The organism is Neorhizobium sp. T25_13 (assembly GCF_002968675.1).
GTDB classification, from domain to species: domain Bacteria; phylum Pseudomonadota; class Alphaproteobacteria; order Rhizobiales; family Rhizobiaceae; genus Neorhizobium; species Neorhizobium tomejilense.
This window is the reverse complement of sequence record NZ_PVBI01000001.1, coordinates 232647-258405: the sequence shown is the minus strand read 5'-3', so window position 1 is coordinate 258405 and position 25759 is coordinate 232647. Positions and strand designations below refer to the sequence as shown.

Below are 25759 nucleotides of genomic sequence, written 5' to 3'. Positions count from 1 at the left end.
AAACATTGATGGCTGCCGGACAGCGTGAAGCGTTCGGCCATTACGGGGAGCGTTGCTTTAACCCAAGCAGCCAGAGAAGATAAGGCCCGCCGATCAGCGCCGCGAAGAGGCCGGCCGGGACCTGATAGGGATAGATGACGACCCGCGACAGCCAGTCGGCCATCATAAGCACGCAAGCGCCGATCAGGATTGCCGCGGCAAGCTGGTGATGTAGTTTCTGGAAACCGAAGAGCCTCGCGAGATGCGGCGCGATCAGTCCTGTCAGGCTCAAGGGGCCAACGAGGAAGGACGAGATCGCCGTCATCAATGCCGCAAGGATCGCGAGCACGAGGCGTGACGGCAGGACGCGAAGACCGACGCTGCGGGAAAGGCTAGTCCCGAGCGGCAGGATGGTGAGCCAGCGGATCATGAAGAAAAGCGGCGCCGTCAACACCACGAGAGCGATCATCGCCGTCGAGGCTTCGAAGATGCCGGCGCGATTGGTGGATCCGGCCATCCAGGTGAGCAGGATATAGCTACGCATGTCGCCCTGGGCGAGCACCATGCTGACGATCGCCATGCAGAAAGCGCTGATGGCGATGCCGGCGAGCAGCAGTCGTTCGGCCGAAAAACCCGAGCGGCCGGCGATCGCAATCATCACCAGGAAGGCGGCGAGCGAGCCGAGCGCCATGCTGAGAAGCATGATGGCCGGCGATGGGATGCTGAACAGGAAGAGAGCAACCGTCAGCCCGGCACCGCCGCCGCTCGAAACGCCGAGCACTTCGGGGCTGGCGATCGGATTGCCGGTCACGCGCTGCATGATGAAGCCGGCTGCTCCGAGCATGGCGCCGGCACCGCCGGCTGCCAGGATACGCGGCAGACGAAACGGCAGAAGTTCGGAAAAGAGTGAGCCGATTGCGACGTTCCAGCCGTGATCCGTCGGACCTAGCGCAAGTACGAGGACGAAGATGATGAAAAGCGCCAAGGCAAGTAGCGACAGTGCGCCAGCAGGCTTTCGAAGCTGTCGGCAGGCGGCGTCAGCCGTCGTGGTCACGGCAGAAAATCCGTGGACGCGCGGCAGCAGAAGGAGAAGCAACGGCCCGCCGAGCAGAGCGGTTGCGGCACCCGCCGGCACGAGATCGGAAAAACCCGGCCCCAGCAGCTGGGTCAGGCTATCGGCGAGGAAAAGCACCGCGGCGCCCGTGAGAGGCGCGGCCATCATCACCTGTCCGGTGGTTCGTGCTCCGCAGAACCTGGTCATGGCGGGTGCTGCGAGCCCCAGGAAGCCGATGATGCCGACTGTTGCCGTGACCGAGGCGGACAGCCAGACGGCGAGGACGAGGATCGAAAACCGGACACCATGCAGCGCGACACCGAGGCTTTTGGCACTGGAATCGTCGAGCGCCAGAACATTCAGGGGCCGCAGCAGCAGTGCCGCGGCGATGATGCCCGCCGCAAGCCGCGGCGCCAGCGAGGTGACACCACTCCAGTCCTGCTGGTTGAGCGCGCCCGCACCCCAGATATGGATCGACATGGCATATTCGCCGCGCGCCAGGATCAGCATCACGCTGAGCGAGGCCGCGATCAGGCTGACGATCATGCCGCAGAGCGCGACCGTGACCGGATCGAGCCCGCGCCGCCAGCTCAGCGCCAGCACGATCGCCACCGCGGTAAAGCCGCCAACAAAGGCGAGCAGCTCGCGGGAGATGCCGGTCATGAGCGGCAGAAAACTAAGGCCGAGCGTCAGCGCCAGTTGTGCCCCCGAGGCGATGCCGAGAGTTGAGGCATCGGCAATCGGATTGCGCAATACCCGTTGCAGCAGCGCACCGGAAAGACCGAGCGCTGCCCCGGCGATCAGCGCAATCGCGGCACGAGGCAGAAGGCTGTTCCACAGCAGGATCGCATCGAGAACCGTAGCGGTGGCCGCTGCCCCGGGGACCTGTGGGCGAAATGCCAGAAGCAGAATGAAGGAGACAACGCAGGCGATGCCGAGCAAGGCTGCAGGAAGAACGTGGGGCAGGCGTGCGCGCATGGGCATTGGGAGACTAGCCGTTGCGGGCATGGGAAAACCCTTCCGCCAGGAAATCGGCAAAACGGCTGGCGGCCGGCAATGCCCCATAGGGATTGATCGATCCGACCGTCAGCACGCGATTTTCCCGCGCCGCAGGCAGGGCCTTCCAGAAGGCGCTTTCGGTCAGCGCCGCAAAGGCATCCTCCGGATGCGGAGGAATGAGGACGATCAAGGCCTCGGGCATGGAGGCCAGCGTCTCGATGCCCATCGGCGCCATGGCCGAATAACTGGTCGCGCCCGTCCAGGCATTGGCAAGCCCGACGCGTTTCAACACCTCGCCGAACATGCTGTCGGAACCGAAGACCCGGTAATGGCGCGCATCGCCGAGGTTGATCGGCAGGACAGGGCGGCCGTCACCCCCGGCAAGTAGGTTCTTGTAGCGATCGAGCCGGGCAGCGAGGTCTTCGACCATCCTGCGGGCCGCCGGGCGCTGCAGCCGCTCGCCGATCGCCAGCGTTGCCTGTTCTGCAAGGATGTACGGGTTTTCACCGGGTTTGTAGATCGAATGGTTTTCGACCGGTGCGATCCGGCTCATCAGCGGGTCGGCCCAGGCGTAGAAATTCGAGTTGAGGATCAGGTCCGGGCGGGCAAAGCGCAGCACCTCGAAATTCGGTGTACCGCGCAGGCCGAGATCGGCAACGCCCTCCGGGAGATCGGGTTTGATCGCAACCTGGCGGAACTGGCGAAGCTCCGTCGCCGCCACGACATTGGCGCCGATTGCAAGCAGCGTTTCGAGAAGTGCCCAGTCGAGCGTTGCCACCCGCGGCCCCGTTTCCTGCGCCCGCAGAGTGCGCGCCGCCGCCAAGGTGGCTGCGGCTGAAAGCATGGTTCTGCGGGTAAATTGCTGCACTATCGGCATGTCTCCAAAGGCACAGGAAGGCCCGAGCCGGGCCTTCCTGAAAGACTTGTTTCAGATCGTCGAACTACCAGACCTTGCTGATCTTGAAGTTGACGGTGCGGGCCTCGCCGTAGCCGCAGAAATACTCCGTATTGCAGCCTGCGACATAGTTCTTGTCGAGTAGGTTGGTGACGTTCAGGGACGCCTTCCAATCGTTCTTCTCGTAGCGGATCGCCGCGTCGAAGACCGTCGCATCCGGAACGCGCAGGGTGTTCGCATTGTCCGCCCAGGATTTGCCGCGATAGCGGGCGCCGGCGCCGAAGCTGAGCCCTTCCAACGGGCCTTCCGTGACGGTGTAGTCGAGCCAGAGAGAACTCAGAACGTCAGGCACGACGTTTGGTGTATTGCCGACGAGCGTGGGATCGTCCTTGGTGATCTCTATATTCGTATACGACGCCGCCGCGATGACCTTCCAGTTCTCGTCCAGATTGAATTTTCCTTCCACTTCGACGCCCCTTGAGCGAACTTCGCCAAGCTGGCTGGTTACTACGCCGGTGGTGATCGTGTAGTTCTTCTTGGTAATGTCGAAGACGGAGGCCGTCAGGCTGCCGTCGAGCCAGGTCGGCTCGTACTTCACGCCTGCCTCGAACTGGTAACCTTCCTCGGGCTTCGGCGCCGCGCCGCCCGTCAGGCCGACGATCGGGCTGAAGAAGGTAGCAGCGCTGACATAGGGCGTCAGGCCGTTGTCGAACTCATATGCCAGGCCCGCGCGGCCGCTCCAGGCCCGGTCGTTGCTGGAATAATTCCACGTTCCTCCCGGCATGAGGTCATCGATATCGTTGTGGACATAGTCGTAGCGGCCGTTGAACGTGGCGATCCAGCCATCGCCGAACTTGATCTGGTCCTGCGCGTAAACGCCGACCTGGTTGATCGTGTAGACCTGGTTGAGGTTACGGGCGAGCGGCGGCAGAACCACACCATAGGCGGGGTTGGCGGGGTCGAAGTCGGGAACCGATCCAAAGAGGCTCGCGAATTGGTCGGTGTGGAGGCGATAGTACCGATAATCCAGGCCCGCCATGATCTTGTGCGATGCTCCGCCGAAATCGAATTCGTTTTCGATCCGGTTGTCCACGTTGAAGGCATCCGCAGTCGAGGTGATATCCTCGCTGTAGCGGCCGACCACCGCATCCGTTTGGTTGAGGTCGAACGGATAGACATACTGTTCGCGCTTGAAGAGATGCCCGTAGCGAAGGTTCTGGGTGAACTTCCAACCGTCTTCGAATTCATGCTCGAACTCGTAGCCAATCATTTTCTGAACGACCGTGCCATCGTCAAAGTTCGGGTCGCCGAGGAACATGTCGCGCGGTATCTTGCCGTAGCGGGCGTCGACGACCGTGCCGCGGTAGGGCAGCAGACCGTTGGTCGTGTGGACCTGGTCCAGGCCGCTTAAATAGGCCCAGACCGTCAGGCTGGTGCCAGCGTCCGGCGAGAAGGTGAATTGCGGCATGATGAAACCGCGCAGGTCCTCGCTGTAGTCGGTATAGTTGTCGCCGCCGGCGATCTTGCCGGTCAGGCGATAGCTGAAGGTGCCGTCCGGGGTGATCTTGTCGGAAATATCGAAACCGAAGAAGGCGTTGCCATTCGTGTTGATGCCGGTCTCGGTGTAGGAGTAGGGCTCGTCGGTCGGGCGCTTGCGGATCAGGTTGACGACCCCGCCGGCATTGGCCCCGCCGAGCAGGACGGAGGCCGGCCCCTTGAGGACCTCGACGCGCCCCAGCATGAACGGATCGATCTGGAAGCCGCCATAGGCGTGACTGGTGAGCGCGAGGCTGTCGAAGAAAACGCCCGTCTGCGACGCATTGAAACCGCGAACGTAGATCCAGTCGGTGTCGGGATCCGAGCCGTAGGGCTGGCCGAACACGCCGGGCGTATAGAGGAGCACCTGGTCGATCTTGCTGACGGTGCCGCGGTCGTCCATCTCTTCCCGGCCGATGACCGACACGGACTGCGGGATTTCCTTGAGCGGCGTATCGGTCTTGGAACCGGTGGTCGTCTGCCTCGCGACATAACCTTTGACGGGACCGGTTCCGTCGCCTTCGCCCTCGCCGCGAATGACGATCGGCGCCAATGTCGTATCGGCGTCCTGGGCATGAGCCGCCCACGCGCTGCAAAGGGCGACAAACGCCACACGCGCACCCAGGCCGAGCCTTGCCCCCAAGGCTGTTTTTCTCTTGTTCATTCTATGCCCCACTCACACGAACTTTTCGCCGCTCTCCGGAAGCGGCGCCACAATAAGGTGAGCAGTTAACTCATATTTAAAGTTTGGGCTTGCTTCGATCGGCGGCAATTGGACGTTTTTGGGCAATTTCTGAAGGAGTGAGCAAATATTTGCGAAGTGCATCACGACTGCCTGGCCTTCCGCCAGCGGGCGGGGGTGGTCCCCACATGTTTGCGGAAGACCTTGGTGAAATGCGCTTGGTCCGAGAAACCGGTTTCGGCGGCAATTTCGGTCAACGCGCAGGCCTCCGACGCCAGCAAGGCTTTTGCGCGTTCCAGCCGGGCATTCATCTGCCAGTCGTGGGGGGCCATTCCAGTCGATGCCTTGAACGAATGGCTGAAATGCGATGGCGACAGTCCCGTCAGGTCGGCGAGTTCCTGCAGGCGGATATTGCGCATGCAGTTTTCGGTGATGAAATCCGTAGCGCACCGCAGCTGCGCTCCGGCCAGCGTTCCTCGGCGCCGGGGCGGTACCTTTGCCATCTTCAGGACATCGATGACGAGCGCCAGGGCGAGCCCGTCCCCATAGAGATCATGCAATGGCTCGGGGTTGGAAATCTCGGCGGCGATCAGTCCGGCCAGCGCCATGACGCGCTGGTCGGAGAACAGCAATTGGGGATCCTTGAGCTTTTTGGGGTTGATGTCTTCCATCAACCGGCGGCCGAGGATGTCCGCGTCGAAATGGATATCGAGGTGGCGCACATACTGCACGTCGGCAATGTCCAGCCAAAGGTCCATGTCGGCGGGAATGTAGGAGATCGGGCTCTGATTGCTGTCCTGTGGCGTGCCGCGGGATTTCGGGGAGAGCTTTACGACAGGGCGCCCGCGGCCGCGCTGGTCGAGCAGGATGAACAGTCGCGGGTCCCGCGCCACGTAATGGCCGCCCGCATAGGCGGCGCATTCCACCTCCCAGAGGTCGGCGGTGATGCCGTTCCAGTAACGGCGCCTCAGCCCCCCGATGACCGAAAAACCCTCGATCCTGTTCTGCATCCGCGGTTGAAAGATCATGCAGCTACCCGAATAAATAAACTTGCATATTTTTATCAACTTTAATGCAGCGTATCAATCCCGCGGGCGTTGCAGATGCCGCATCATCCCGATCTGCGTGCCACGCAAGTGCAAATACACACACTGGCCGACCGGCAACGCGACCAACGGCCCGGCAAAGGACGTCGGTTGACCGGAGCGTCAGATTCGGAGAAACATGAGTCCAATTTTCCGGTTTGAAAGACGACATACGGATGGTAACCATGCCGCTGAACCCAAACGAGCGTGAGATCGCCAAGGCAAATCTCCCTCTCCTGTCATTGAAGGCGGCGAGCTTTGCGATCGAAGGCCGCGTCCTCTTACATCCGCTGACGCTCGATCTTCGGGCTGGCAGGTCGATTGCTTTGATCGGTCACAATGGCTCCGGCAAATCGACAATGTTGAAATTGATCGGCCGGCAGCAGGCGTTGAGCGGGGGCATTATCCAGTTCGAGGGCAAACCGCTTGAAGACTGGAGTGCGCGCGAATTCGCCCGCCGGCTCGCCTATCTGCCGCAACGGACGCCGGCAGCGCCCGGCATGTTGGTCAAGGAACTGGTGGCGCTCGGTCGGTATCCATGGCACGGCGCGCTCGGCCGGTTCAGCGCCATCGACAAGCAGAAGGTGGAGGAGGCAATCGAGCTCACCGGTATCGGCCCTTTTGCAGAGCGCATGGTGGACAGCCTGTCGGGCGGCGAACGCCAGCGTGCCTGGCTTGCCATGCTCGTGGCACAGGATGCCGCCTGCCTTCTGCTCGACGAACCCATCGCCGCGCTCGACATTGGCCATCAGTTGGAAGTCCTGTCCTTGACGCACGACCTTTGCCGCGAAAAGGGCATCACCATCATCACCGTGCTGCACGACGTCAACATGGCCGCCCGCTTCTGCGATGAGATCGTCGCACTGCATTCCGGCCGGCTGATTGCCCATGGCACACCGCAAGAGGTCATGACGACCGAGGAACTGGCTCGCATCTACGACGTCCGGATGGATATCCTATGCCAACCCTCAAGCGGCCGGCTGGTGGCGCTGGCCCAGTAATTTCGAGTATACAGTCAGCCAGTGGGGTTTCGTTAGGCGGTAACCCCACTACGGAATAGCGGCAGCCGTCATGGCTGCCGCAGGATCTCACTCGTTTTCTAGAACCTGTATCCTACTCCCAGCATTGCGAAGGGTTGAACGTCGTCCTTGACGATCGGGCTGTCCTTGGCATCCCCGAGCAGGAAGCCGGCCCCGCCGGCGCCTGTGACGCTCCAGTTCTCGGTCATCATATAGGTGATGGAACCCTTGAGATCGACGCGCTTGATCCCCGCCTTCGCTTCGTATGCCCCCAGGCCGGACCGAGCCGACTGGATCGAAGTCACCCCGAAATACGACTCCATGTGCTTGTCGTCGGCCCATGTGCCGGACACATCGGCGGAGAAGATGAACCGTTCGTAGCGATGGGAAACCTTCGCGCCGAAAGTGCCGGTCAGTCCCTCGCTGCCGCCTATGGTCTTGTCCAACTTGGCGTAGACGCCGAATGGGCCGACCTCATAGCTGACGATCCCTCCGATGACGCCGCCCATGTCGATGTCGCCCAGACCACGCAGGTAGTCCGAGTCGTCCTCCTTGCGGCCCATCTCGACACCACCGGTCACGCCGATCCTGAAGCCGTTTGTTTCGAAAAGATCGACGGTGAGGCCACTGGTATCGAGATGCACGCGGTCCCCAAACTGGGCGGAGACGAGCGGAAACGGCTGCACCTCGAATTCGTCGGATCCTTCGTATTCGGGCAGGTAAACCGCCCCGACGCCGATCGTTACCTTCCAGTCATGCAGTTTGCCGCGAATGCCGCCGTAGCGTGCGGTATCGAACTGCTGCGGAGGGGCAATCGCCGCGTCGGTTGCTTTAAGGTCGGCCGCGAGTGCCGTGACCGGCAAGAGTGCCGAGGCTGCGGCCAACGCCGCGATCGAGATTTTTATCGTCCACCGTCGCTGAATGATGTCGGAAGCCCCAACTCCGCTTAAGACCGTATTGCGGTGCCGGTCTTCCGGATGATGTTGATCGTGCTGGCTCACCAAATTAACTCCTGATTATAAAAGCTAAAGAAACCGGGTCTGGTTTCGGTGAGACGTTGCGGTTGAAGAATTGCCGCAGCATTACAAGTCGAGATGAAAACCAGCCGGCAATGTCGGTGCGGCAGGGCGAAGCGTTAGCGGCAAATCCTGCTGCCAATGCCGGCGAGCAGCGGACGAACGGAGCAAGACTTTGGGGGTGCCGGCCAGCGCTCCGTCCGTCCATGCCGCCTTACGGAGGCAGCCGGTCGCTGGAGGGTCCGACCGCCGTTCCTCCGTAAAAAGTGCAACGGCCTCGCTGACGCGTGTGCCGGTCCACTCGGATGATATGTCAGTGCGTAATGGCCGCTTTCGGCTTCCTGTCGGTCCAGTCCGGCGGCGCGCCGTACTTGGCCGCCACGGCTCCCACCAATCCAGGCGCCCGCCCGAAGGCGTCGCACGCCGGGTATTTTGGTTTTCCGCCGAGCCAGGACTGCATCCGCTGCCCTGAAGGAAGGGCGATGTTCAATCCTTTCGGCTCCTTGCCGGAAATGAGCACGCGCGAAAAGTCGGACGCGAACGTGGAGGCGAGGCCATAGGCGTCCCCTACTTCGGAAACACGGGGTTTGTCCTGGATCGAATTTGCGCCGCGGGCCCACACCATCGCCGCGCTCTGCATGCCGCTGCCGTCGACAGCCTCCGCCTCGACGGCCAATCCTCCGAGGCCGATGGGCAGGCGCGGCACGCTGACCGGCAGGACAAAACCGGTGCCGACGGTGACGGCGGTTGCGACCCCGGCCACGGCCCTGTTTGTCGGTACGATATCGGTGACGACGGACCGTATTGTCAGATCCGCCGGTTGGCCGGCTGAGACCATCTGGTACTTGTCGCTGAGCGCGATGCAGAGCGCTCGGTCCAGAACGTTAGACACCAGCGAGCGGTCGGCTTCCGTTTTGATGCGGGATGCGGCGCTGAAAGAGAAGGTTGTCGGCACGATGCTGACCGTCTTGACCGTAGCCAGATGGCGCCCATCGACATAGAGGCGTTTCTTGGCCAGCGTTCCCTTCGGCGCGCCAAGATTGCTGTAGGAAGTCAGGGTACCTGCTTCCATCAGCGGCACCGAGGTGCATCCCGCTACCGCCAGGGTCAGAGGCAGGGCGAAACATAGAGATCTGAAAGCTGACGTGGATGGAGATCCTGCAAATCGGAGAAATGGTTCAATGGATAGATTGCTGCGCACGCCGTCGGGCCTCCGTCATGGGTGTACCAGGTTGACAGTGCGGGGGAAGGATTGCCGCAGCATTACAGAGGATCGGGATGGGGCGAGCATGGTGCCGTCTGTCAGAGTTCGATTGCAACCTGGGTTCCGATTGTGCCGCTTTGAAGGCTGACCCGCCCCTGATGGTTTGCGACGATCTGTTTCACCAGGCTCAAACCAAGGCCTGCGCCTCTGCTTTTTGGGGTGACGCGGTAGAAGGGTTCGAAAACCAGTTCCTGGTGTTCGGCGGGTATGCCTGCCCCTTCGTCGGCCACGGTGATCCGCCCGCCGGCTGAGACCGAGATGGTGATCATTCCCCTGTTGCCGCCGTGGTCGATCGCATTGCGGACCAGATTGCCGACCGCTCTTGGCAGGGCAGAAGGGCTGCCGCGCCGTTCAACGCTTTCCACCTCGCTCTGGAAGGAAATCTGATAGCCCGCAGCGATCGCCTGAGGCGCCAGGTCGGCAACCACCGTCCGTGCAATCTCGACGAGATCGACCGCTTCATGGAGCTCGCTCGCCTGGTCGTTGCGCTCAAAGTCGAGGAGTTGTTCGGCGGTCTCGGCCAAACGCGCAACGTCGTTCAACAATCGCCTGCGTTCCTGGCCCTCGGGCGTCCCATCGATCCGCGTCTGCATGATGGCGATCGGTGTTCTGAGCTCATGCGCCGCGTCGATCAGGAAGCGCTGGCGTTTCTTCAATTCGTTCTCAAGCCGCTCGAGCGTACCGTTGAATGCAATCACCAGCGGGGCAACTTCTTTGGGAATACCTGCCACCGGCAGGCGTGCTCCACGCTGGCGCGGTTGGATCTGCGATGCTTTGTCAGCGACATCGCTCACCCGTGCAAGCGCGCGCCGTACAATTTGCGGGACGGCGAGGAAGATCGCAGGCAGAGCGACCGCCAGCAAAGAGACGTAGATCGGATAAGCCCTTGCCAGAAGGGTGAAGACTCGCGAGCCTTTGTCGGCCACGCCGCCAAACAGAATCCGAATCTCGCCGACGGCCGCCTCGGCACTGTCAATCGTCGCGACCTCCTTTGTCGCAGTGGATCCCCGTATGTCCGCGTCGTCGAACAGATGGACCAGATGGGTCAGCTCAGCATAAGCTGGAGGGATGGTGCCATAGGACACCGACGCACCATCTATTGTGGCCACCACGTACCAAAGGGAGCTGTTCTGCTCCTTGAGTGCCCTCAGCCCCGGCGTATCTCGTAGCTCCAATCCCCCTTGACTGTCGCGTGTCGCGGCCGCGGCTATCGCAGAACCGATCTTCTCCTCCATGGCAATGTTAGGCGACATGATCGTAGCAGCCCATATACAAAGCCCGAGGATCACCGCAGCAACAACAGCGATAATGACCAGGCTGAGTTGCCAACTCAGTTTCCACCAAAGAGAAGGGGTAGCCTTGTCGTGCATCACTCTTCCTTCAGGAGATATCCGACGCCGCGGATATTGTGGATCGTGATACCGGCGCCGGCATCCAGCAGTCGTTTGCGCAATCTTGAAATATGCGCATCGAGCGCGTTCGACTGAATTTCTTCTTCATAATTGTAGACCGCGGCCTCAAGGGTCGATCGAAGGACGGTTTTGTCTTTCCGCTTGGCCAGCGCCGCCAGAACGAGAAGTTCGCGCCTCGGCAGATCGAGCGGGATCGATTCGACGGTCACGCTCAAATGCAGGGGATCAATCACCATCCGGCCCACCGAGATTTGAAGTTCCGTCAGACTTGGCGGCCGTCGCAGAACCGCTCGCAACCGGGCCATCAGCTCGTCGACAAGAAACGGCTTGCCCAGATAATCGTCCGCCCCGAGATCCAACCCTTCGACCCGCTCCAACGGTTCGTTGCGCGCCGTCAGCACAATGATCGGCGTGTCGGTGCCCGTCCGCCTCAGCATCGGAATGAAGGTCAGCCCTTCGCCATCAGGCAGACGCCGATCCAGGAGAATCGCGTCGTAGCTATTCTGGCGCGTCAATTCGAAAGCGTCCGCAAGATGCGTGGTGTGATCGGTGACGATGCCGTGTTTGCTCAGCGCCCCCGAAAGAGCGTCGGCCAGCTCCCTCTCGTCCTCTATCAATAGAAGTCTCATCGTCCCTTGGCTCTCCTGTCCCGTCCTTCTCCGCCGCGAAGATTGCGGCAGCATTACGGGGGACAAAGGAACCATCAGGTAATGCTGCTGCAATTGTCGAAGCCTAGCAACCGGAGCCATCCAGTCGCGAAAACGCGAGGCGCCGCCCGCAGGTGGCCGTGCATTAAATCCAAGGAATGTCGCTATGGCTTTGAAATGGACGATGAGATTGACCAAGGCGGGGATACTTCTGGGAGGCGTCTACCTCGCTGTCGTGTTTATCGATCCCGCACGCGGAACAGTCGATGCGAATGAGCGGGTGAAGGAGGTCGTCGCGGCGAACCAGCTCGATAGACCGCTGGAACTGGCCCTCTCGGAGATAGCTGATATCAGGCCCACGTCGATGGCGGAACGGCTGCGCGTCAGCGGGGACCTCGAGCCGATCAATCGCGCCGCCCTGCACGCCAAGGATGGAGGCAAGATCATCGAGGTTCGCGCAGTCGCGGGACAGGCGGTCAAGGCAGGGGACGTGCTGGCACGTTTCGAGACGGACGATCTCCAATCGATCCTCAAGCAGCGTGAAGGGGATCGCGATGTCGCGGCGGCGGAGATGCTGCTTGCCATGCAGTCGCTCAACAGGATCGAACAACTCACAGATAAGAACATCGCGAGCCAGGAGCAGCTCGACAAGGCACGAAGCGAGGTCGCCGCTGCGACCGCCAGACTGAAAAGCCTTTCAGCACAGGCGGATATCGCACGCACCGCTTTGCGGGACGCCGAAGTTCGGGCGCCGTTCGATGGGGTGATCTCAAACCGGGCAATCAATCAGGGCTCCCGCGTCGGCGCCGGCGCAGAACTTTTCATGATCGTCGATACGAGCATTCTGGAAGCAAAAGTCCTGGTCTCCACGCGCGACGTGCACCGCGTTGCGATCGCCCAGCGGGCAGAATTGCATATCGACGGGCTTGATGGGCAAACCGTTGTCGGACGCGTGGATCGTATCAGTCCCGTCGCCGACCACGGCACGCGCTTCATCCCGGTCTATATCCGGCTCTCCAACGGTGGCGCCCGGCTGCGGGGCGGATCGTTCGCGACGGGCACGATCCTGGTCCGGCAAAACGAAGACGCGATCGTCATACCGGCCATCTCGCTGCGCAAGGACGAGACGGGAGACTATGTCCTCAAGTTGAAAAAAGGCCGTCTCGTCCGCCAACCCGTGACTGTCGGATCGGGATGGGGCGGGAGTGACAGCCTGGAGATTTCCGAAGGTCTGGCTTACGGCGACACGATCGTGACCGTACCGCTGCCCGAGTTGCGACCGGACGTCACCGTCACGATCTCGAAGGCGGGCTGACATGTTTCTCACCCGCATTTCGATCGCTCATCCCGTCTTCGCCACCATGATGATGGTGGTGCTGCTTGTGCTTGGCGCGTTTTCCTACGAGCGCCTCGGCGTCGACCAGTTTCCGAATGTCGACGTTCCGGTTGTCGTCGTCACGACGACCTACCCGGGTGCGACGCCCGAAACCGTCGAGACGGGGGTGACCAGGCCCATCGAGGAGGCGCTCAATACGATCAGCGGCCTCGATGAGATCACGTCGACCTCCTACGAAGGACGGTCGGTCGTCATCGCCCAGTTCAAGCTGGAGGTGGAGAGCACGACGGCAGCACAGGACGTCCGCGACAAGATAGCGGCCCTCGAAGCAGACCTCCCGGAGGAGGCCGACAAGCCGGTCGTGGCGCGGTTCAATCCATCGGACGAACCGATACTGTCGGTGGCGATCAGTTCGCCCTCGCTCGAAATGCCGGAACTTACAACGATCGCCGACCAGCGCGTGTTGCGCCAACTGACGACGATAGCCGGGGTAGGGCAGGCGACGCTGATCGGCGGTCAGAAACGGCAGGTCGACATCAGTATCGACGAGACGCGAATGCGCGCGTTGGGCATCGGCATCGACGAGGTCATCGAGGCCCTCCGGACCACCAACCGGAACAGGCCCGCCGGGACCGTGACCGGCGGTATCACGGATCGCACCATTCAGGTGCAGGGACGGATTGCAGAGCCGAAGGACCTTCTGGATATGATCGTTGCCCGCCGCGGCAACGGGGCTGTCTATCTCCGGGATGTTGCCACCGTAAGGGATGGCGCAGCGGATCCGGAAAGCCATGCGATCTATAACGGCGAAACAGCGCTTGCCGTGGCCATCGTCAAGGTCCGGGATGCCAACACCGTGCAGGTGGTGAGCGATGTGCGAAAGCGGCTCGATCAGCTGAACGCCGAACTGAGCGCCCAAAACATTCGGCTTCAGATCATCACGGATGCCTCGACCCCCATTCAGGAGTCGCTCGGGCAGGTGCAATCGACACTGATTGAGGGAGCGGCATTGGCGGTCGCCATCGTTTTCCTGTTCCTCAATTCATGGCGAAGCACGGTGATCACCGGGCTGACGCTTCCGATCGCCATGATTGGCACGCTCGCTGTCATCGATTTTCTCGGCTTCACGCTCAATATGCTCAGCCTGCTGGCGTTGACGCTCTCGATCGGCATCCTTGTCGATGACGCGATCGTGGTGCGCGAGAACATCATGCGCCATCTGCATATGGGCAAATCGCACTTGAAGGCGGCTCTCGATGGCACCAACGAAATCGGGCTCGCCGTGACGGCGACGACCGCCACGATCGTCGCGGTCTTCCTGCCCGTCGCATTCATGGAAGGCATGGTTGGCCGTTTCTTCTACGAATTCGGCGTCACAGTTTCCGCTGCCGTGCTGATCTCGCTATTCGTCGCCTTCACCCTCGACCCGATGCTTTCCAGCGTCTGGCATGATCCCGATGCTGAACCCGGCGCAAGGCGCGGACCGGTCGGACGGCTGATTTCGCGCTTCGATGCCGGGTTCGAAAGGCTCGCCGAGCGCTATCGAGAGATCATCCGCTGGACGCTGCAACATCGTTTGGTCACGCTCGGGTTGACTGGCGGCATCCTCGTCGGCAGCATTTTGATGGTTCCTCTGGTGGGTGTCGAATTCGTTCCCAATGCGGACGAAGGTCGATTCCAGATCAACGTAACGACGTCGGCCGGTTCTTCGTTGGACTACACGCGCACCAAGGTTGGGCAGATCGAGAAGGCGCTGCATGAGTTTCCGGAGGTCGCTTCGATCTACTCGACGATCAACACCGGTAGCGCCATGGGCAAACACAAAGCCGCCATTCTCGTCAGCCTCGTGCCGCTGGAGCAGCGCGAACGGGCGCCCGCCACCATTGCGGGTCCCGTCCGGGAGCGTCTTTCCGTCATACCAGGGATCGAGATCGCCATCATCCAGGAGGGCCTGGGCGGAGGCGCCAGTCCGGTCCAACTGAGCGTCCTGGGTGACGATCAGCGGGTGCTGGAAAAGATCGCGGCGGATCTGACCACCGACATGCGCGGGATGCCCGGCATGGTGGACATCAATTCAAGCGCTGGCGAGGAAAATTCCATCCTTTCCGTCCGGCTCAAGCGCGAGCGGGCGAGCGATCTGGGCATCGGTATCTCCGAACTGGCCGGAATGCTCTCGCCGCTGATCGGCGGTGAAGACGTTTCCAGCTGGACCGATAGGAGCGGAGAAACCTACGACGTTGTCGTCCGGCTTCCCCGCGACCAGCGCACCAATGCTGCCGCCCTCGGGGAGTTGATGATCAAAGTCCCGGGCGATGACGCAAGCGGCAGCCCGCGCATGGTCCGGCTGGATCAGGTCGCGGACATCGCTGTCGTCCCGGCGGCTTCCGAGATCCGTCGTCTCGACATGTCCAGAGAGATCCTGATTTCGGCGGATGTATCCGGTCGGGCCGCGGGGGATGTCACAGCCGAACTGGAGGCCATGGTAGCCAAGCAAGATTTGCCGCCGGGCTACCGGATAAAATTCGGCGGCGATTCCGAGGACATTCAGGACGCGACAGGCGGGATGTTCAAGGCGCTGACCATGGCGGTGATCTTCATCTATGTCGTGTTGGCGTCGCAATTTGGAAGCTTCACCCAGCCGATCGCCATCATGGCTGCACTTCCCCTGTCGCTGATCGGCGTGCTCATAGGCCTCATGGTCGCGGGAAGTACCATCAACATGTTCTCGATGATCGGCTTCATCATGCTGATGGGGCTCGTTACCAAGAACGGCATCCTGCTGGTCGATTTCGCCAACCGGGAGCGCCGGCAGGGGGCGACCCTCAGCGAGGCGCTTGTCAATGCAGGCGCCGTACGGTTCCGCCCGATCATCATGACATCGCTCGCGATGATCGCCGGCATGATTCCGCTCGCGCTGGCGGCCGGTGGCGGCGGCGCACAACGGGCGCCGATGGCGCATGCCGTCATCGGCGGCCTTGTCAGTTCTACTCTCCTGACGTTGATCGTGGTGCCTGTAATCCTCTCCTACGTCGACAGTCTGACGCTTTGGATTGCGGGGACGGTGCGGACGCATTCGGCCAGCGAAAACGAACTTCACTCGCCGAAATCGGCACGGCCATGACCCGGAAAACCGTTCTCCGCCTCTTCGGCAGGTTTCTCTTGTCTGCGATCATGCTGGCGGCCCTTCTGGGAGGACCGCTTGTCCTCCTGATTTTTCTCTCGAGGCGGCTCACCCTGTAGAGACGTCACACTTGGAGGAAAACCGAATCCTGTTGATCGCAGGGCCGCCGCCGGCACCGAAACGCTGTGCTGCGATAGGCAGTCAGCCCCAATGCCTAGTTCCCGCGCGCGCTGCGCAATTCACGCTCGCCTCTTTCGAGCGCGCTGGCATTCAGTACCTTGCGGAGAAGGGCGACGGCGACCGCGCGCATGCGAAGATTGTACCAGCCCTCTGGCCCATTGCCTGGCTCCTCGTAGACGTCCAGTTTTTCATAGAGCTGCTGAAGGCGGTTCTGGACGCTTCGTAACGAAAGCTTTTTCCGCTGGGCTATCGCCTTGTCGGTCAGGCCGAGTGCCACATCCACCAGGATTTCGTATTCCGCGTCGCTCAGGCCATGCGCAGTCCCGAGGCTTTTCTGCTGGATGCCCCGGACCTCGCGGTCGATAACGCATTGTGATTCAATGAAGACGCCGCGCAGTGCGAGCTTCAGCCGTTCGTCGGAGGTGGATTTCAGCACATATCCGTATGTCGCACCTTCTGGAACGATACGCGCCACGCCACGCACATAGGCCTCATCGGAATAGTTCGACCAGAACAGGATCTTGGTGTCCGGCCGTTCGCGCCAGATGGTGCGGGCCGCCTCGATGCCGTTGCGCTCGCTCATCTGCAAATCCATGACCACGTGCTCAGCCCGGGATTGGCGCGCCTGCACCTCACCGACGTGGCCGTTTTCCGCCTCCAGGACCATGTCGCATTCTGGCAATGCTGCCCGCACCGCCTCGTGCAGGTAGGACCGGTGCAGCGGATCGTCCTCAATGATCAAGACTTTCATGCCGATTTCTCCGCAACATGCCGGCGTTCCATCGACAGCAGGACCTTGGCTGTCGTGCCGCGCCCGCCGGGATTGACGCCGATCTCGAATTTTGCCGAGATCAGCCGCGCTCGCGTCTTCATATTGCCTATCCCGTGCCCCGCCTTGTCGCGGGCGTTGCGCAGGCCGCTCCCGTCGTCGCTGATCTCGATCGACAGCGCGTCGCCCTGGATACGCAGATGCACCAGGATCGTCTTCGGTTGCCCATGACGGATCGCGTTGTTGACCGCCTCCTGGACAATGCGGAACAGCGCGGTCGCCACGGTCCTGTCGAGGTCGAGCAATGCTCCACCCGTCTCGTCGACCATCCGCCAGGCAACGGGCAGGCCGCTTTCGCGTACCGAGCGTTCCAGGTGGTTCTCGATCGCCTCCGCCACGCCGAAAAGCTGCAGCACGGTCGGCTTGGCCTCCTCGATGATCTGGCGAAGGTCGTGCATGCATTGCTGGAGGGTGCGGCAGAGCGGTTCGAGCGCATCCCCATGCATGTCCGGAAGTCCTGAAAGCCGCTCCATGCGCCGCGCGAGCCGGGTCAGGTCGGCGAGCGTCTGGTCGTGAAGGTCCATGCCGATCCGCTGGCGTTCGGCCTCCAGCGCCTCGGTCAGCTTTAGCGCACCCAGCCGCAATCCCTCTTCGCGGGCGCGGGCCTCCGTCTCGACGATCGCCGAGCGTTTGGCCTGTTCGGCAGCCCTCAGCGCAAAGAAATAAGGTGCCAAAAGGTCGGCGATCGAGCGGGCGTTCTCGACATCCTCCATCGAATACTTGTCGTGCTCATGGCTGGAGCAGCTCAGGGCACCGATGATATCGCCCTGGACCTTGAGCGGCACATGTAGCCGGCTTCTCAGGGACAGTTCGATTATCGGGCTCGAAAACGCGCCGTCGAAATGAAAGCGCGGATCGGCACAAGCGTCCGGCGAAAGCAGGAAATCCACCTCGCCGGACAGGAGCGTACGGATCGGACTACCGGTCAGCAGCGCCGGGGGCTGCTGACTCCAGGCGGTCGCAAGCCCGCTCTCGTAGGCGATGTGGTATTTCCCATCCAGCATCTTGATGCAGACGTCAAGATGATCGTGCGGAATGATATGGCTGATCTCAGCCGCCACCGCCTGGATGATCGAGTTGAAATCGAGTTGGCCTGCCAGCAGCCGGGAAATTCCGAGATAGCGGTCAAATAACGCATTTGGCGCCGGATTGAGCATGACGGACATCCTCCAGTCCTCCAATTATTAGACGCCTCGCTACTGCTCTTGTCTTGCGGGAACCCGCAAATTTTGCGCGAATACCCGCAGAGAGGTTGCTTGTATGCGCCTATACAACATCTGATTTCTCCTCCATGCTCGCTTTACTGAGCAAACGGGGCTCAGCGCAATCACTATCTTCGGACAACCGTTGAGGAGCGGCCCGAAGAACCCGTCGAGAGCTCTAGGGAGGAAATCATGATCATCAGGAAGATGCTTTTTGCATCTGTCGCTATCGCTTGTGTTGCCGGGCCGGTCTCCGCCCTGGCCGATACTTCGGGCAAAAAGATCGCCCTTTCCAACAATTATGCCGGCAATTCCTGGCGTCAGGCCATGCTCACGAGCTGGGACAAGATCACCAAGGAGGCCGTCTCCAAGAAGATCGTCGCTGCCGCCGATCCGTTCACGACGGCCGAGAACCAGGCGACCGAGCAGGCCGCCCAGATCCAGAACATGATCCTGCAGGGCTATGACGCGATCGTCATCAACGCAGCGTCGCCGACCGCGCTCAATGGCGCTGTCAAGGAAGCCTGTAACGCCGGCATCACCGTCGTGTCCTTCGACGGCATCGTGACCGAGCCGTGCGCCTGGCGCATCGCGGTGGATTTCAAGGCGATGGGCGAAAGCCAGGTCGAATATCTCGCCAAGAAGCTGCCGAAGGGTGGGAACCTGCTCGAGATTCGCGGTCTCGCAGGGGTTTCGGTCGATGACGAAATCCATGCGGGCATCCAGGCTGGCGTCCGGAAAAACCCGCAGTTCAAGGTCGTCGGTGCCGTCAACGGCGACTGGGCGCAGGACGTCGCGCAGCGCGCTGTCGCCGGCATCCTTCCGAGCCTTCCGGAAATCACCGCCGTCGTAACCCAGGGCGGCGACGGTTATGGCGCGGCCCAGGCATTCGCCGCCGCCAATCGTCCCACTCCGACCATCGTCATGGGCAACCGCGAGGACGAACTCGTCTGGTGGAAACAGCAGAAGGACAAGAACGGCTACGAGACGATGTCCGTCTCCATCGCTCCCGGCGTTTCGACGCTCGCCTTCTGGGTGGCCCAGCAGATCCTCGACGGCAAGCAGGTGAAGAAGGACCTGGTGGTGCCCTTCCTGCGCATCGACCAGGGCAATCTCGAAACCAATCTCGCCGGCACCCAGAAGGGTGGCGTCGCCAATGTCGAGTATTCGCTGGAAGACGCCCAGAAAGTCATCAGCGCAGCCAAGTAAGCTGATCCTCCCCAAGACAGGATGCGGCGCCGTTGCGCGCCGTGTCCCGATCCGTGCCCGGCCGCCTCCCGAACTGTCGACGACGTGTTTCGCATGAATGAAGTGACAACAAGACAAGAGGTCGTTGCCGCCCGCGGCATCAAGGTGACCTTCGGCGCCGTCAAGGCACTGGACGGCGCCGACCTTGTCATCCATGCCGGCGAATGCGTCGGATTGGTCGGACATAACGGTGCCGGTAAATCCACGATCGTCAACGTCATCAACGGCGGCCTGAACCCGCATGCTGGCGAAATCAGCTATGGCGGCGTCAGCACCCAGCACGGCATTTCGACCGCGCGAGCCAATGGCGTTCGCTGCGTCTTCCAGGAACTGTCGCTTTGCCCCAACCTGACCGTCAATGAGAACGCCCGCATCATGCACGCGGAACTCGCCGGCTGGAACTGGCGCAGCAGGGCGGGCGTCCTCGTCAAACTGCAATTGCAGGATATTTTCCCCGGCCACGGCATCGACTGCGACAGCACGATCGATGACCTTTCGATCGCCGAACGGCAGATGGTCGAGATCGCCGTCAGTTTCGCCGGCATGAACCAGAAGCCCAAACTCGTCATTCTCGACGAACCGACATCTTCGCTCGACGCAGGGCTGGCGGCGCAGCTGATGGCCTATATCCGGAGGTTCGTCGGCGAGGGAGGCGCGGTCCTGTTGATCTCGCACATCCTTGGCGAAATCCTCTCCACCTCGGACCGCATCGTGGTGATGAAGGACGGTCGGGTCGTTGCCGACCGCTCCGCATCGGAGTTCAGCAAACGCAGCCTCGTCGAAGCGATGGGCAATGTGGCGCGAGAAAAGGAATGGCAGCGCACCGGCGACAAGCGCAACGGCGCGCCGGTGCTTGCCATGCCCGCGCGACGGGGTCACGGCCTTGCCTTCGAAGCCCATGGCGGTGAGATGATCGGCCTTGCCGGTCTCGGAGGCCATGGCCAGACGGAAACGCTTCTCGACCTCTATCTTTCCCGCAACAGCAACTGGTGGCCGGCCAGCCGCAAGGAGATCGCTTTCGTTGCCGGCGACCGCAGCCTGAACGGCATATTCCCGCTCTGGAGCATCCTGAAGAACCTCAGCGTCGCCTCGCTCGGCGATTTTTCCTCGCGGAGCATCGTGGACCATGACCGCGAAAGCGCGCTCGCCAACGGCTGGAAGAAGCGCATCGAGATCCGCACGCCGGAAATGGAAAACCGCATCCTGTCGCTCTCCGGGGGCAACCAGCAGAAAGTGCTGTTCGCCCGCGCATTGGCGACGAGCGCGAGGATCGTGCTGATGGACGATCCCATGCGCGGCGTCGATGTCGGCACCAAGCAGGAAGTGTATGACATCCTCCGCTCTGAAGCGGCAGGTGGCCGCACCTTCATCTGGTATTCGACCGAAATGGACGAGATACGCCTTTGCGACCGGGTCTATGTCTTCCGGGAAGGAGCGATCGTCGCCGAGCTCGCAGGCGACGAGATCACCGAGAAGAATGTGCTTGAAGCCTCCTTCAGCGGAGGCGAAGCGGCATGAGGATATCCACCGGCACGATCCGCCTTGTCATCCCTGCCGCGTCGCTGGCACTGCTGCTCGCCGCAGTCTTCTACATGCAGCCGCGCGCCATGAGCTATACCGGCCTGAACCTGCTCTTCAATCTCGCCGTGCCGATCGCACTCGCGACGGTGGCGCAGATGCTTATCATGGCGGTCAACGACCTCGACCTGTCGATGGGCGCCTTCGTCAGCTTCTGCGCCTGCGTGACGGCGACGTTTCTGCAGGCCTCCCCGGCGATCGGAGTGCTGATTTTCCTTGGCGCTATTGCGGCCTACGCCGTGATCGGCGTTGTCATCCACGTTCGAGAATTGCCCTCGATCGTCGTGACCCTCGGTATGAGCTTCGTCTGGGGCGGGCTTGCGGTCCTTATGCTGCCATCTCCGGGCGGCGAAGCTCCGGGCTGGGCCCGCTGGCTGATGACCTCCCGGCCACCCTTCGTGCCGATGGCGATCGTCGCGAGCATCGTCATCGCGCTGTTCACCCATTTCGTCATCATGCGCTCCTCCGTCGGTGTGCTGATCCGCGGCGTCGGCGGAAACGTCCGCTCGGTCGAACGCGCCGGTTGGTCGGTCATCCGCATCCGTGCGGGAACCTATGCACTGGCCGGTTTCTTCGCCGTGCTGTCGGGCATCGCGCTCGTCGGCCTTACGACTTCAGCGGATGCCAATATCGCTCTGCGCTATACATTGCTGTCGATCGCGGGTGTCATCCTCGGCGGCGGCGAGTTCGTCGGCGGCAAGGTCTCACCGATCGGCGCCGTCATCGGGGCGTTGACCTTGACGCTCGCCGGTTCGTTCCTGTCCTTCATGCGCATTTCTCCCGACTGGCAGATCGGCGCCCAGGGAGCAATCCTCATCGTCGTGCTGGGGCTGCGCCTCCTCCTCAACCGGCTGGAAAAGCGGGAGAAGAGCCGATGAACGGCGCGCGCCTTCTCTTCGCCAAACCCTGGATCTGGTCTTTCGCGGCCACGATTGCCGTCTGGATCGTCACCGTCCTCTTCACCGGCGGAGCAAGCTCGCTCGGTCTGTCGCAGGCGGCGCTTACCTTCGCAGCCTTCTCCGTCATCGTCGGCCTCGGCCAGATGTTCGTCATCACGCTCGGCCCCGGCAATATCGACCTCTCCGTGCCCGCCACGATGACGCTTTCGGGCACGCTGGCGCTGAAGCTGATGGACGTGCAGGACGGCATGATCGTCGTCGGCCTGCTGGTTTCGATCCTGCTAGGCTTCGGGATCGGTATCGGCAATTACGTGCTTATCAAGCTGCTGCGCATCCCGCCGATCATCGCGACGCTGTCCATGAGCTTCATCATCCAGTCGACGGCGATCTGGACGAACCGCGGCCTGCGCATCAAGCCCCCGGAGATATTGGCGAGCTTCACCACATCCAACCTGTTCGGCGTCCCCAACATCGCCATCGTCGCGCTCATCCTCTCCGTCATCGCTTGGGTGCTGCTCGAAAAGACGATCTATGGCCGGTGGATCTCGGCGATCGGTCAAAGCACGTTTGCCGCCCGCATGACGGGCATCCCGGTCGACGGCACGCGGCTCGTCACCTACATTCTTTGCGCCGTTCTCGCCTCGATCTGCGGCTATTTGCTTGCGAGCTTCTCCGGCGGCGCGGCACTCAATATGGGTTCCGAATACCTGCTCATGTCGATCGCCGTCGTCGTGATCGGCGGTACCGCCGTCGCGGGCGGCAATTCCAACATTCCGGGCATATGGGGCGCCTCGCTCTTCATGTTCCTTGTCGTGTCGATGCTCAACACCTATGGCTTCGGTGCCGGGTTCCGCCTAATCCTCACGGGCCTCATCATCATCGCCGTCATTCTCCTCGCCGGCGGCCGTCAAGCCAACCGATGAACAACTCCAATCGGACACATTCCCATGCCGCAGAAAACCTCCATCTACGAGATCCACGACGAAGCCTTCCGGCAGCTGATCGTCGGCAGTGCAGCGATCGAGGAGCTTTATTCCGACTGCCGCTGGGCCGAGGGACCGGTCTGGTTCGCGGACCTGAATTGCCTGATCTGGAGCGACATCCCGAACCAGCGCATGATGCGCTGGGCGCCGGAGGGCGGTGTCTCGGTGTTCCGCTCGCCATCGAATTTCGTCAACGGCAATACGCGCGACCGTCAGGGCCGGCTCGTTTCCTGCGAGCACGGCGGCAGACGCGTGACGCGTACCGAGATCGACGGTTCGATCACCATTCTGGCGGACCGCTACCAGGGCAAGCGGCTCAACTCGCCGAACGACGTCGTCGTGCGCTCGGACGGCAGCGTCTGGTTCACCGATCCGACCTACGGCATCAAGTCCGACTACGAAGGTTACCGGGCCGAGCCGGAGCAAGATACACGCAACGTCTACCGCCTCGATCCGGTGAGCGGCGACCTTGAGGCGGCCGTCACCGATTTCGGACAGCCGAACGGCCTTGCCTTCTCCCCGGATGAAACAAGACTCTACGTCGCCGACTCCGCCTCCAGCCACGACATCAAGGCGCCGCGGCACATCCGGGTGTTTGATGTCATCGACGGCAGGCGTCTTTCCAATGACCGGATTTTCTGCAGCCTGGACAACGGCCTGCCGGATGGTTTCCGTGTCGATGTAAAGGGAAATGTCTGGACGAGCGCCGGCGATGGCGTGCATTGCTTCTCGCCAGACGGAGTGCTGCTCGGCAAGATTCTCGTGCCGCAGACGGTTGCGAACCTCACCTTCGGCGGCCCGCGCAGGAACCGGCTTTTCATCACCGCCACCAAATCGCTCTATTCCGTATTCGTGGCGACCAACGGCGCGGCATTGGGCTAGTTGGCAGCTTGGCCTGGACGGTCTGGCTTTTGCTTGACACGACGAAGCCGTCTGCGCTCTTGCAAAGAGACGACTTCTGCCGACGCGACCTGCGTGGTCGGGAGCGTGCAAAGCGATTATACGGGAGGACCTGAAATCCAATCCCACTGCTTCTCAGGCACGGTATCGTGCTTCGGCGTCTGTGTTCAAAAAGGTGGGAGAGGCCGGCGGCTGTCATTTGATGCGCCGGCATCTCACTGGCTTCGCCTTTTCGGCTCGACCCCGTTTGGTAGTCTAAACGCGCATTGCCGATTAAAGGGCGCTGACGTTTTCGGCTTTCGACTTTCCAGTCTTGCGGTCCTGGCCTAGCTCATAGCTTACCTTTTGTCCCTCTCTCAAAGATCCGCCTCGTTCCAGTGCAGAGACATGCACAAACACATCCGCTCCACCATTCTCGGGCGTGATGAAGCCAAACCCTTTGTCTTCGTTGAAAAATTTGACAGTACCGGTAGGCATGAAGGCTCCTGATTTTTTGCACGGCCGTTGCCGCGAGCGGGAGCCTATAGCGCATTCTTCCCGCTTTCAAGGCGTGAGCGCCTTGGTTGTTAAGTAGAGTGGCTTTGTTGGGGGCTTGGCGGCCAGGCCGAGGTTGTCGGATGTGAGCCGTCATCAGGATGTTAACAAAGGTAAATACCTAAATTCCCGGGATATCTTTTCCGATGCTGCATGGGGCGGGGCAACTCGCTGCGGAATAACTATGTCCGGCCGTCGGGCCATTCGGTCGGGCACAGATAACGGCCATGAGGGGAATAACCGATGGAACGTTTCTTTCGACAGATGCGGGGACTGAGTGCGGCCACCGCCCATCTTCGCGGTGTCATCGCTATCGCTCTGGTGCTTTGCCCAACAGTGGTCACGGCCGATCCGATCCGCGGGGCTGGATCGACCTTTGCTGCGCCGATCATCGCCAGATGGGCCGAGAACTATGAAAAGGCGCGCATGGACGATGGCGACTTCAGTTCGCCGGACTGGACCGTGGACTATGAACTGGTGGGCTCCCTGGCTGGCCTGATGCGCCTCGACCAGCCAGAACTCGACTTTGCCGCATCAGATGTGCCTGTTTCGCATGAGGAACTGGCAAAGCATGGTCGTCAGCAGTTTCCGATCGTGCTTGGCAGCGTGGCTGTCGCCGTCAACCTCGACGGGTTCGAGAAAAGCGGGATCAACCTTACCGGACCTGTTCTTGCCGACATCTATTTGGGAAAGATCAAGTCCTGGGCCGATCCTGCGATCAAGGCCGTAAATCCCAATATCGCGCTCCCCGACTTGGCGATTAGCGCCGTCACGCGCAAGGATGGCTCGGGTACCACCTTTATCTTCACGGAGTATCTGTCGTCCGTCAGCCCGGAATGGAAGGCGACCCATGGTGCGGATACCCTGATCAAGTGGCCCGTCGGAGCCTCCGTCGAGGGGACCCAGGATCTCATACGCGCCGTGCAGGCGACCAAGGGCGCCATCGCCTATGCCGATTTCGGCCAGGTGAAACGGGCAAATCTCCCTTACGCGGCGATCGGCAACAAGGCGGGCAAGTTCGTGAACCCGGGGCCGGAAGGTGTGCGGGCCGCCGCAAGCCCGGCCTCCTGGGATGAAGCGAAAGATTTCGCCGTGTCGTTGACCGACCAGCCGGCGGAGGGCGCCTATCCGATCGCCGGGGCAACGTTCGCAGTCGTTTCCAGGAAAATAGGACCGCACAGGTCCGGGCGGGTTCAAGACTTCTTCCGCCTCGCATTCGAAAACGGTGGCAAGGACGCCGAGGCGCTGGGCTACGTGCCCGTGACGCCGCAAATGGTCAGCCGGATCGTCAAGTACTGGCTGAAGAAGGACACTGCCGCCAGCCAGTAGGCTGGTGCTTTCGTAGCCAGGTTTTTCACTCC

General features: G+C 61.5%; 20 protein-coding genes. 9 read left to right on the top strand and 11 right to left on the bottom strand.

Going from position 1 to position 25759, the window contains the following annotated elements; genetic code table 11:
• Positions 1-40: 40 nt before the first annotated feature.
• From fhuB to C5J22_RS01275, 4 genes are all read right to left on the bottom strand, one after another.
• Positions 41-2011: a Fe(3+)-hydroxamate ABC transporter permease FhuB gene (gene fhuB / locus C5J22_RS01290; protein WP_371412535.1), complete on the bottom strand. Its 1971-nt coding sequence runs from the start codon at positions 2009-2011 to the stop codon at positions 41-43.
• Between the two features lie 13 nt (positions 2012-2024).
• Positions 2025-2909: an ABC transporter substrate-binding protein gene (locus C5J22_RS01285; RefSeq protein WP_105436807.1), complete on the bottom strand. Its 885-nt coding sequence runs from the start codon at positions 2907-2909 to the stop codon at positions 2025-2027.
• Between the two features lie 64 nt (positions 2910-2973).
• Positions 2974-5127, bottom strand: coding sequence for a TonB-dependent siderophore receptor (locus C5J22_RS01280; RefSeq protein ID WP_172746467.1), 2154 nt, complete (start codon positions 5125-5127; stop codon positions 2974-2976).
• 161 nt (positions 5128-5288) lie between these two features.
• Positions 5289-6173, bottom strand: coding sequence for a helix-turn-helix domain-containing protein (locus C5J22_RS01275; protein WP_105436806.1), 885 nt, complete (start codon positions 6171-6173; stop codon positions 5289-5291).
• 242 nt (positions 6174-6415) lie between these two features.
• Between C5J22_RS01275 and C5J22_RS01270 the strand changes: the two genes are divergently transcribed.
• Entirely contained in the window at positions 6416-7231 is an 816-nt protein-coding gene (locus C5J22_RS01270; RefSeq protein WP_105436805.1) for an ATP-binding cassette domain-containing protein, read from the top strand.
• A gap of 98 nt (positions 7232-7329) precedes the next feature.
• On the opposite strand, the gene C5J22_RS01265 is transcribed toward C5J22_RS01270, so the two are convergent.
• From C5J22_RS01265 to C5J22_RS01250, 4 genes are all read right to left on the bottom strand, one after another.
• Entirely contained in the window at positions 7330-8175 is an 846-nt protein-coding gene (locus C5J22_RS01265) for a MipA/OmpV family protein (protein WP_105437173.1), read from the bottom strand.
• A 403-nt stretch (positions 8176-8578) separates the two neighbouring features.
• Positions 8579-9337: a DUF3313 domain-containing protein gene (locus C5J22_RS01260; protein ID WP_172746509.1), complete on the bottom strand. Its 759-nt coding sequence runs from the start codon at positions 9335-9337 to the stop codon at positions 8579-8581.
• 230 nt (positions 9338-9567) lie between these two features.
• A complete protein-coding gene (locus tag C5J22_RS01255; RefSeq protein ID WP_105436804.1) occupies positions 9568-10899 on the bottom strand; it encodes a HAMP domain-containing sensor histidine kinase in 1332 nt (443 codons plus the stop codon).
• Complete coding sequence (locus C5J22_RS01250; protein WP_105436803.1) at positions 10899-11570, bottom strand: response regulator transcription factor; 672 nt, start codon at positions 11568-11570, stop codon at positions 10899-10901. Before C5J22_RS01250 ends, C5J22_RS01255 begins: the two co-directional genes overlap by 1 nt.
• Positions 11571-11772: 202 nt before the next feature.
• On the opposite strand from C5J22_RS01250, the gene C5J22_RS01245 reads away from it, so the two are divergent.
• Positions 11773-12903: an efflux RND transporter periplasmic adaptor subunit gene (locus tag C5J22_RS01245; RefSeq protein WP_245440251.1), complete on the top strand. Its 1131-nt coding sequence runs from the start codon at positions 11773-11775 to the stop codon at positions 12901-12903.
• Position 12904: 1 nt separating this feature from the next.
• Positions 12905-16045: an efflux RND transporter permease subunit gene (locus C5J22_RS01240; RefSeq protein WP_105436801.1), complete on the top strand. Its 3141-nt coding sequence runs from the start codon at positions 12905-12907 to the stop codon at positions 16043-16045.
• Between the two features lie 214 nt (positions 16046-16259).
• On the opposite strand, the gene C5J22_RS01235 is transcribed toward C5J22_RS01240, so the two are convergent.
• Positions 16260-16976 (bottom strand): response regulator transcription factor, encoded by a 717-nt coding sequence (locus C5J22_RS01235; protein WP_105436800.1) that lies wholly within the window; start codon positions 16974-16976, stop codon positions 16260-16262.
• Positions 16973-18211 carry a GAF domain-containing sensor histidine kinase gene (locus C5J22_RS01230; protein WP_105437171.1) on the bottom strand — a complete coding sequence of 413 codons (1239 nt, stop codon included), beginning with the start codon at positions 18209-18211 and terminating at the stop codon, positions 16973-16975. Before C5J22_RS01230 ends, C5J22_RS01235 begins: the two co-directional genes overlap by 4 nt.
• Before the next feature lie 237 nt (positions 18212-18448).
• Between C5J22_RS01230 and C5J22_RS01225 the strand changes: the two genes are divergently transcribed.
• The 5 genes from C5J22_RS01225 to C5J22_RS01205 all read left to right on the top strand — a co-directional run bounded on the left by C5J22_RS01225 (position 18449) and on the right by C5J22_RS01205 (position 23846).
• Complete coding sequence (locus C5J22_RS01225) at positions 18449-19465, top strand: ABC transporter substrate-binding protein (protein WP_105402723.1); 1017 nt, start codon at positions 18449-18451, stop codon at positions 19463-19465.
• Between the two features lie 93 nt (positions 19466-19558).
• Positions 19559-21022: a sugar ABC transporter ATP-binding protein gene (locus C5J22_RS01220; RefSeq protein WP_105436799.1), complete on the top strand. Its 1464-nt coding sequence runs from the start codon at positions 19559-19561 to the stop codon at positions 21020-21022.
• Positions 21019-21960: an ABC transporter permease gene (locus C5J22_RS01215; RefSeq protein WP_105436798.1), complete on the top strand. Its 942-nt coding sequence runs from the start codon at positions 21019-21021 to the stop codon at positions 21958-21960. Before C5J22_RS01220 ends, C5J22_RS01215 begins: the two co-directional genes overlap by 4 nt.
• A complete protein-coding gene (locus C5J22_RS01210) occupies positions 21957-22904 on the top strand; it encodes an ABC transporter permease (protein WP_105436797.1) in 948 nt (315 codons plus the stop codon). The genes C5J22_RS01215 and C5J22_RS01210 overlap by 4 nt, the downstream gene beginning before the upstream one ends.
• A gap of 24 nt (positions 22905-22928) precedes the next feature.
• A complete protein-coding gene (locus C5J22_RS01205) occupies positions 22929-23846 on the top strand; it encodes an SMP-30/gluconolactonase/LRE family protein (protein ID WP_105436796.1) in 918 nt (305 codons plus the stop codon).
• A gap of 291 nt (positions 23847-24137) precedes the next feature.
• On the opposite strand, the gene C5J22_RS01200 is transcribed toward C5J22_RS01205, so the two are convergent.
• Positions 24138-24341 (bottom strand): cold-shock protein, encoded by a 204-nt coding sequence (locus C5J22_RS01200; RefSeq protein WP_037079265.1) that lies wholly within the window; start codon positions 24339-24341, stop codon positions 24138-24140.
• Positions 24342-24641: 300 nt separating this feature from the next.
• Here C5J22_RS01200 and pstS point away from each other — a divergent pair, with 300 nt between their 5' ends.
• The gene (gene pstS, locus C5J22_RS01195) at positions 24642-25727 is read left to right on the top strand and encodes a phosphate ABC transporter substrate-binding protein PstS (RefSeq protein ID WP_105436795.1); all 1086 of its coding nucleotides are present in this window, start codon (positions 24642-24644) and stop codon (positions 25725-25727) included.
• Positions 25728-25759 lie beyond the last annotated feature (32 nt).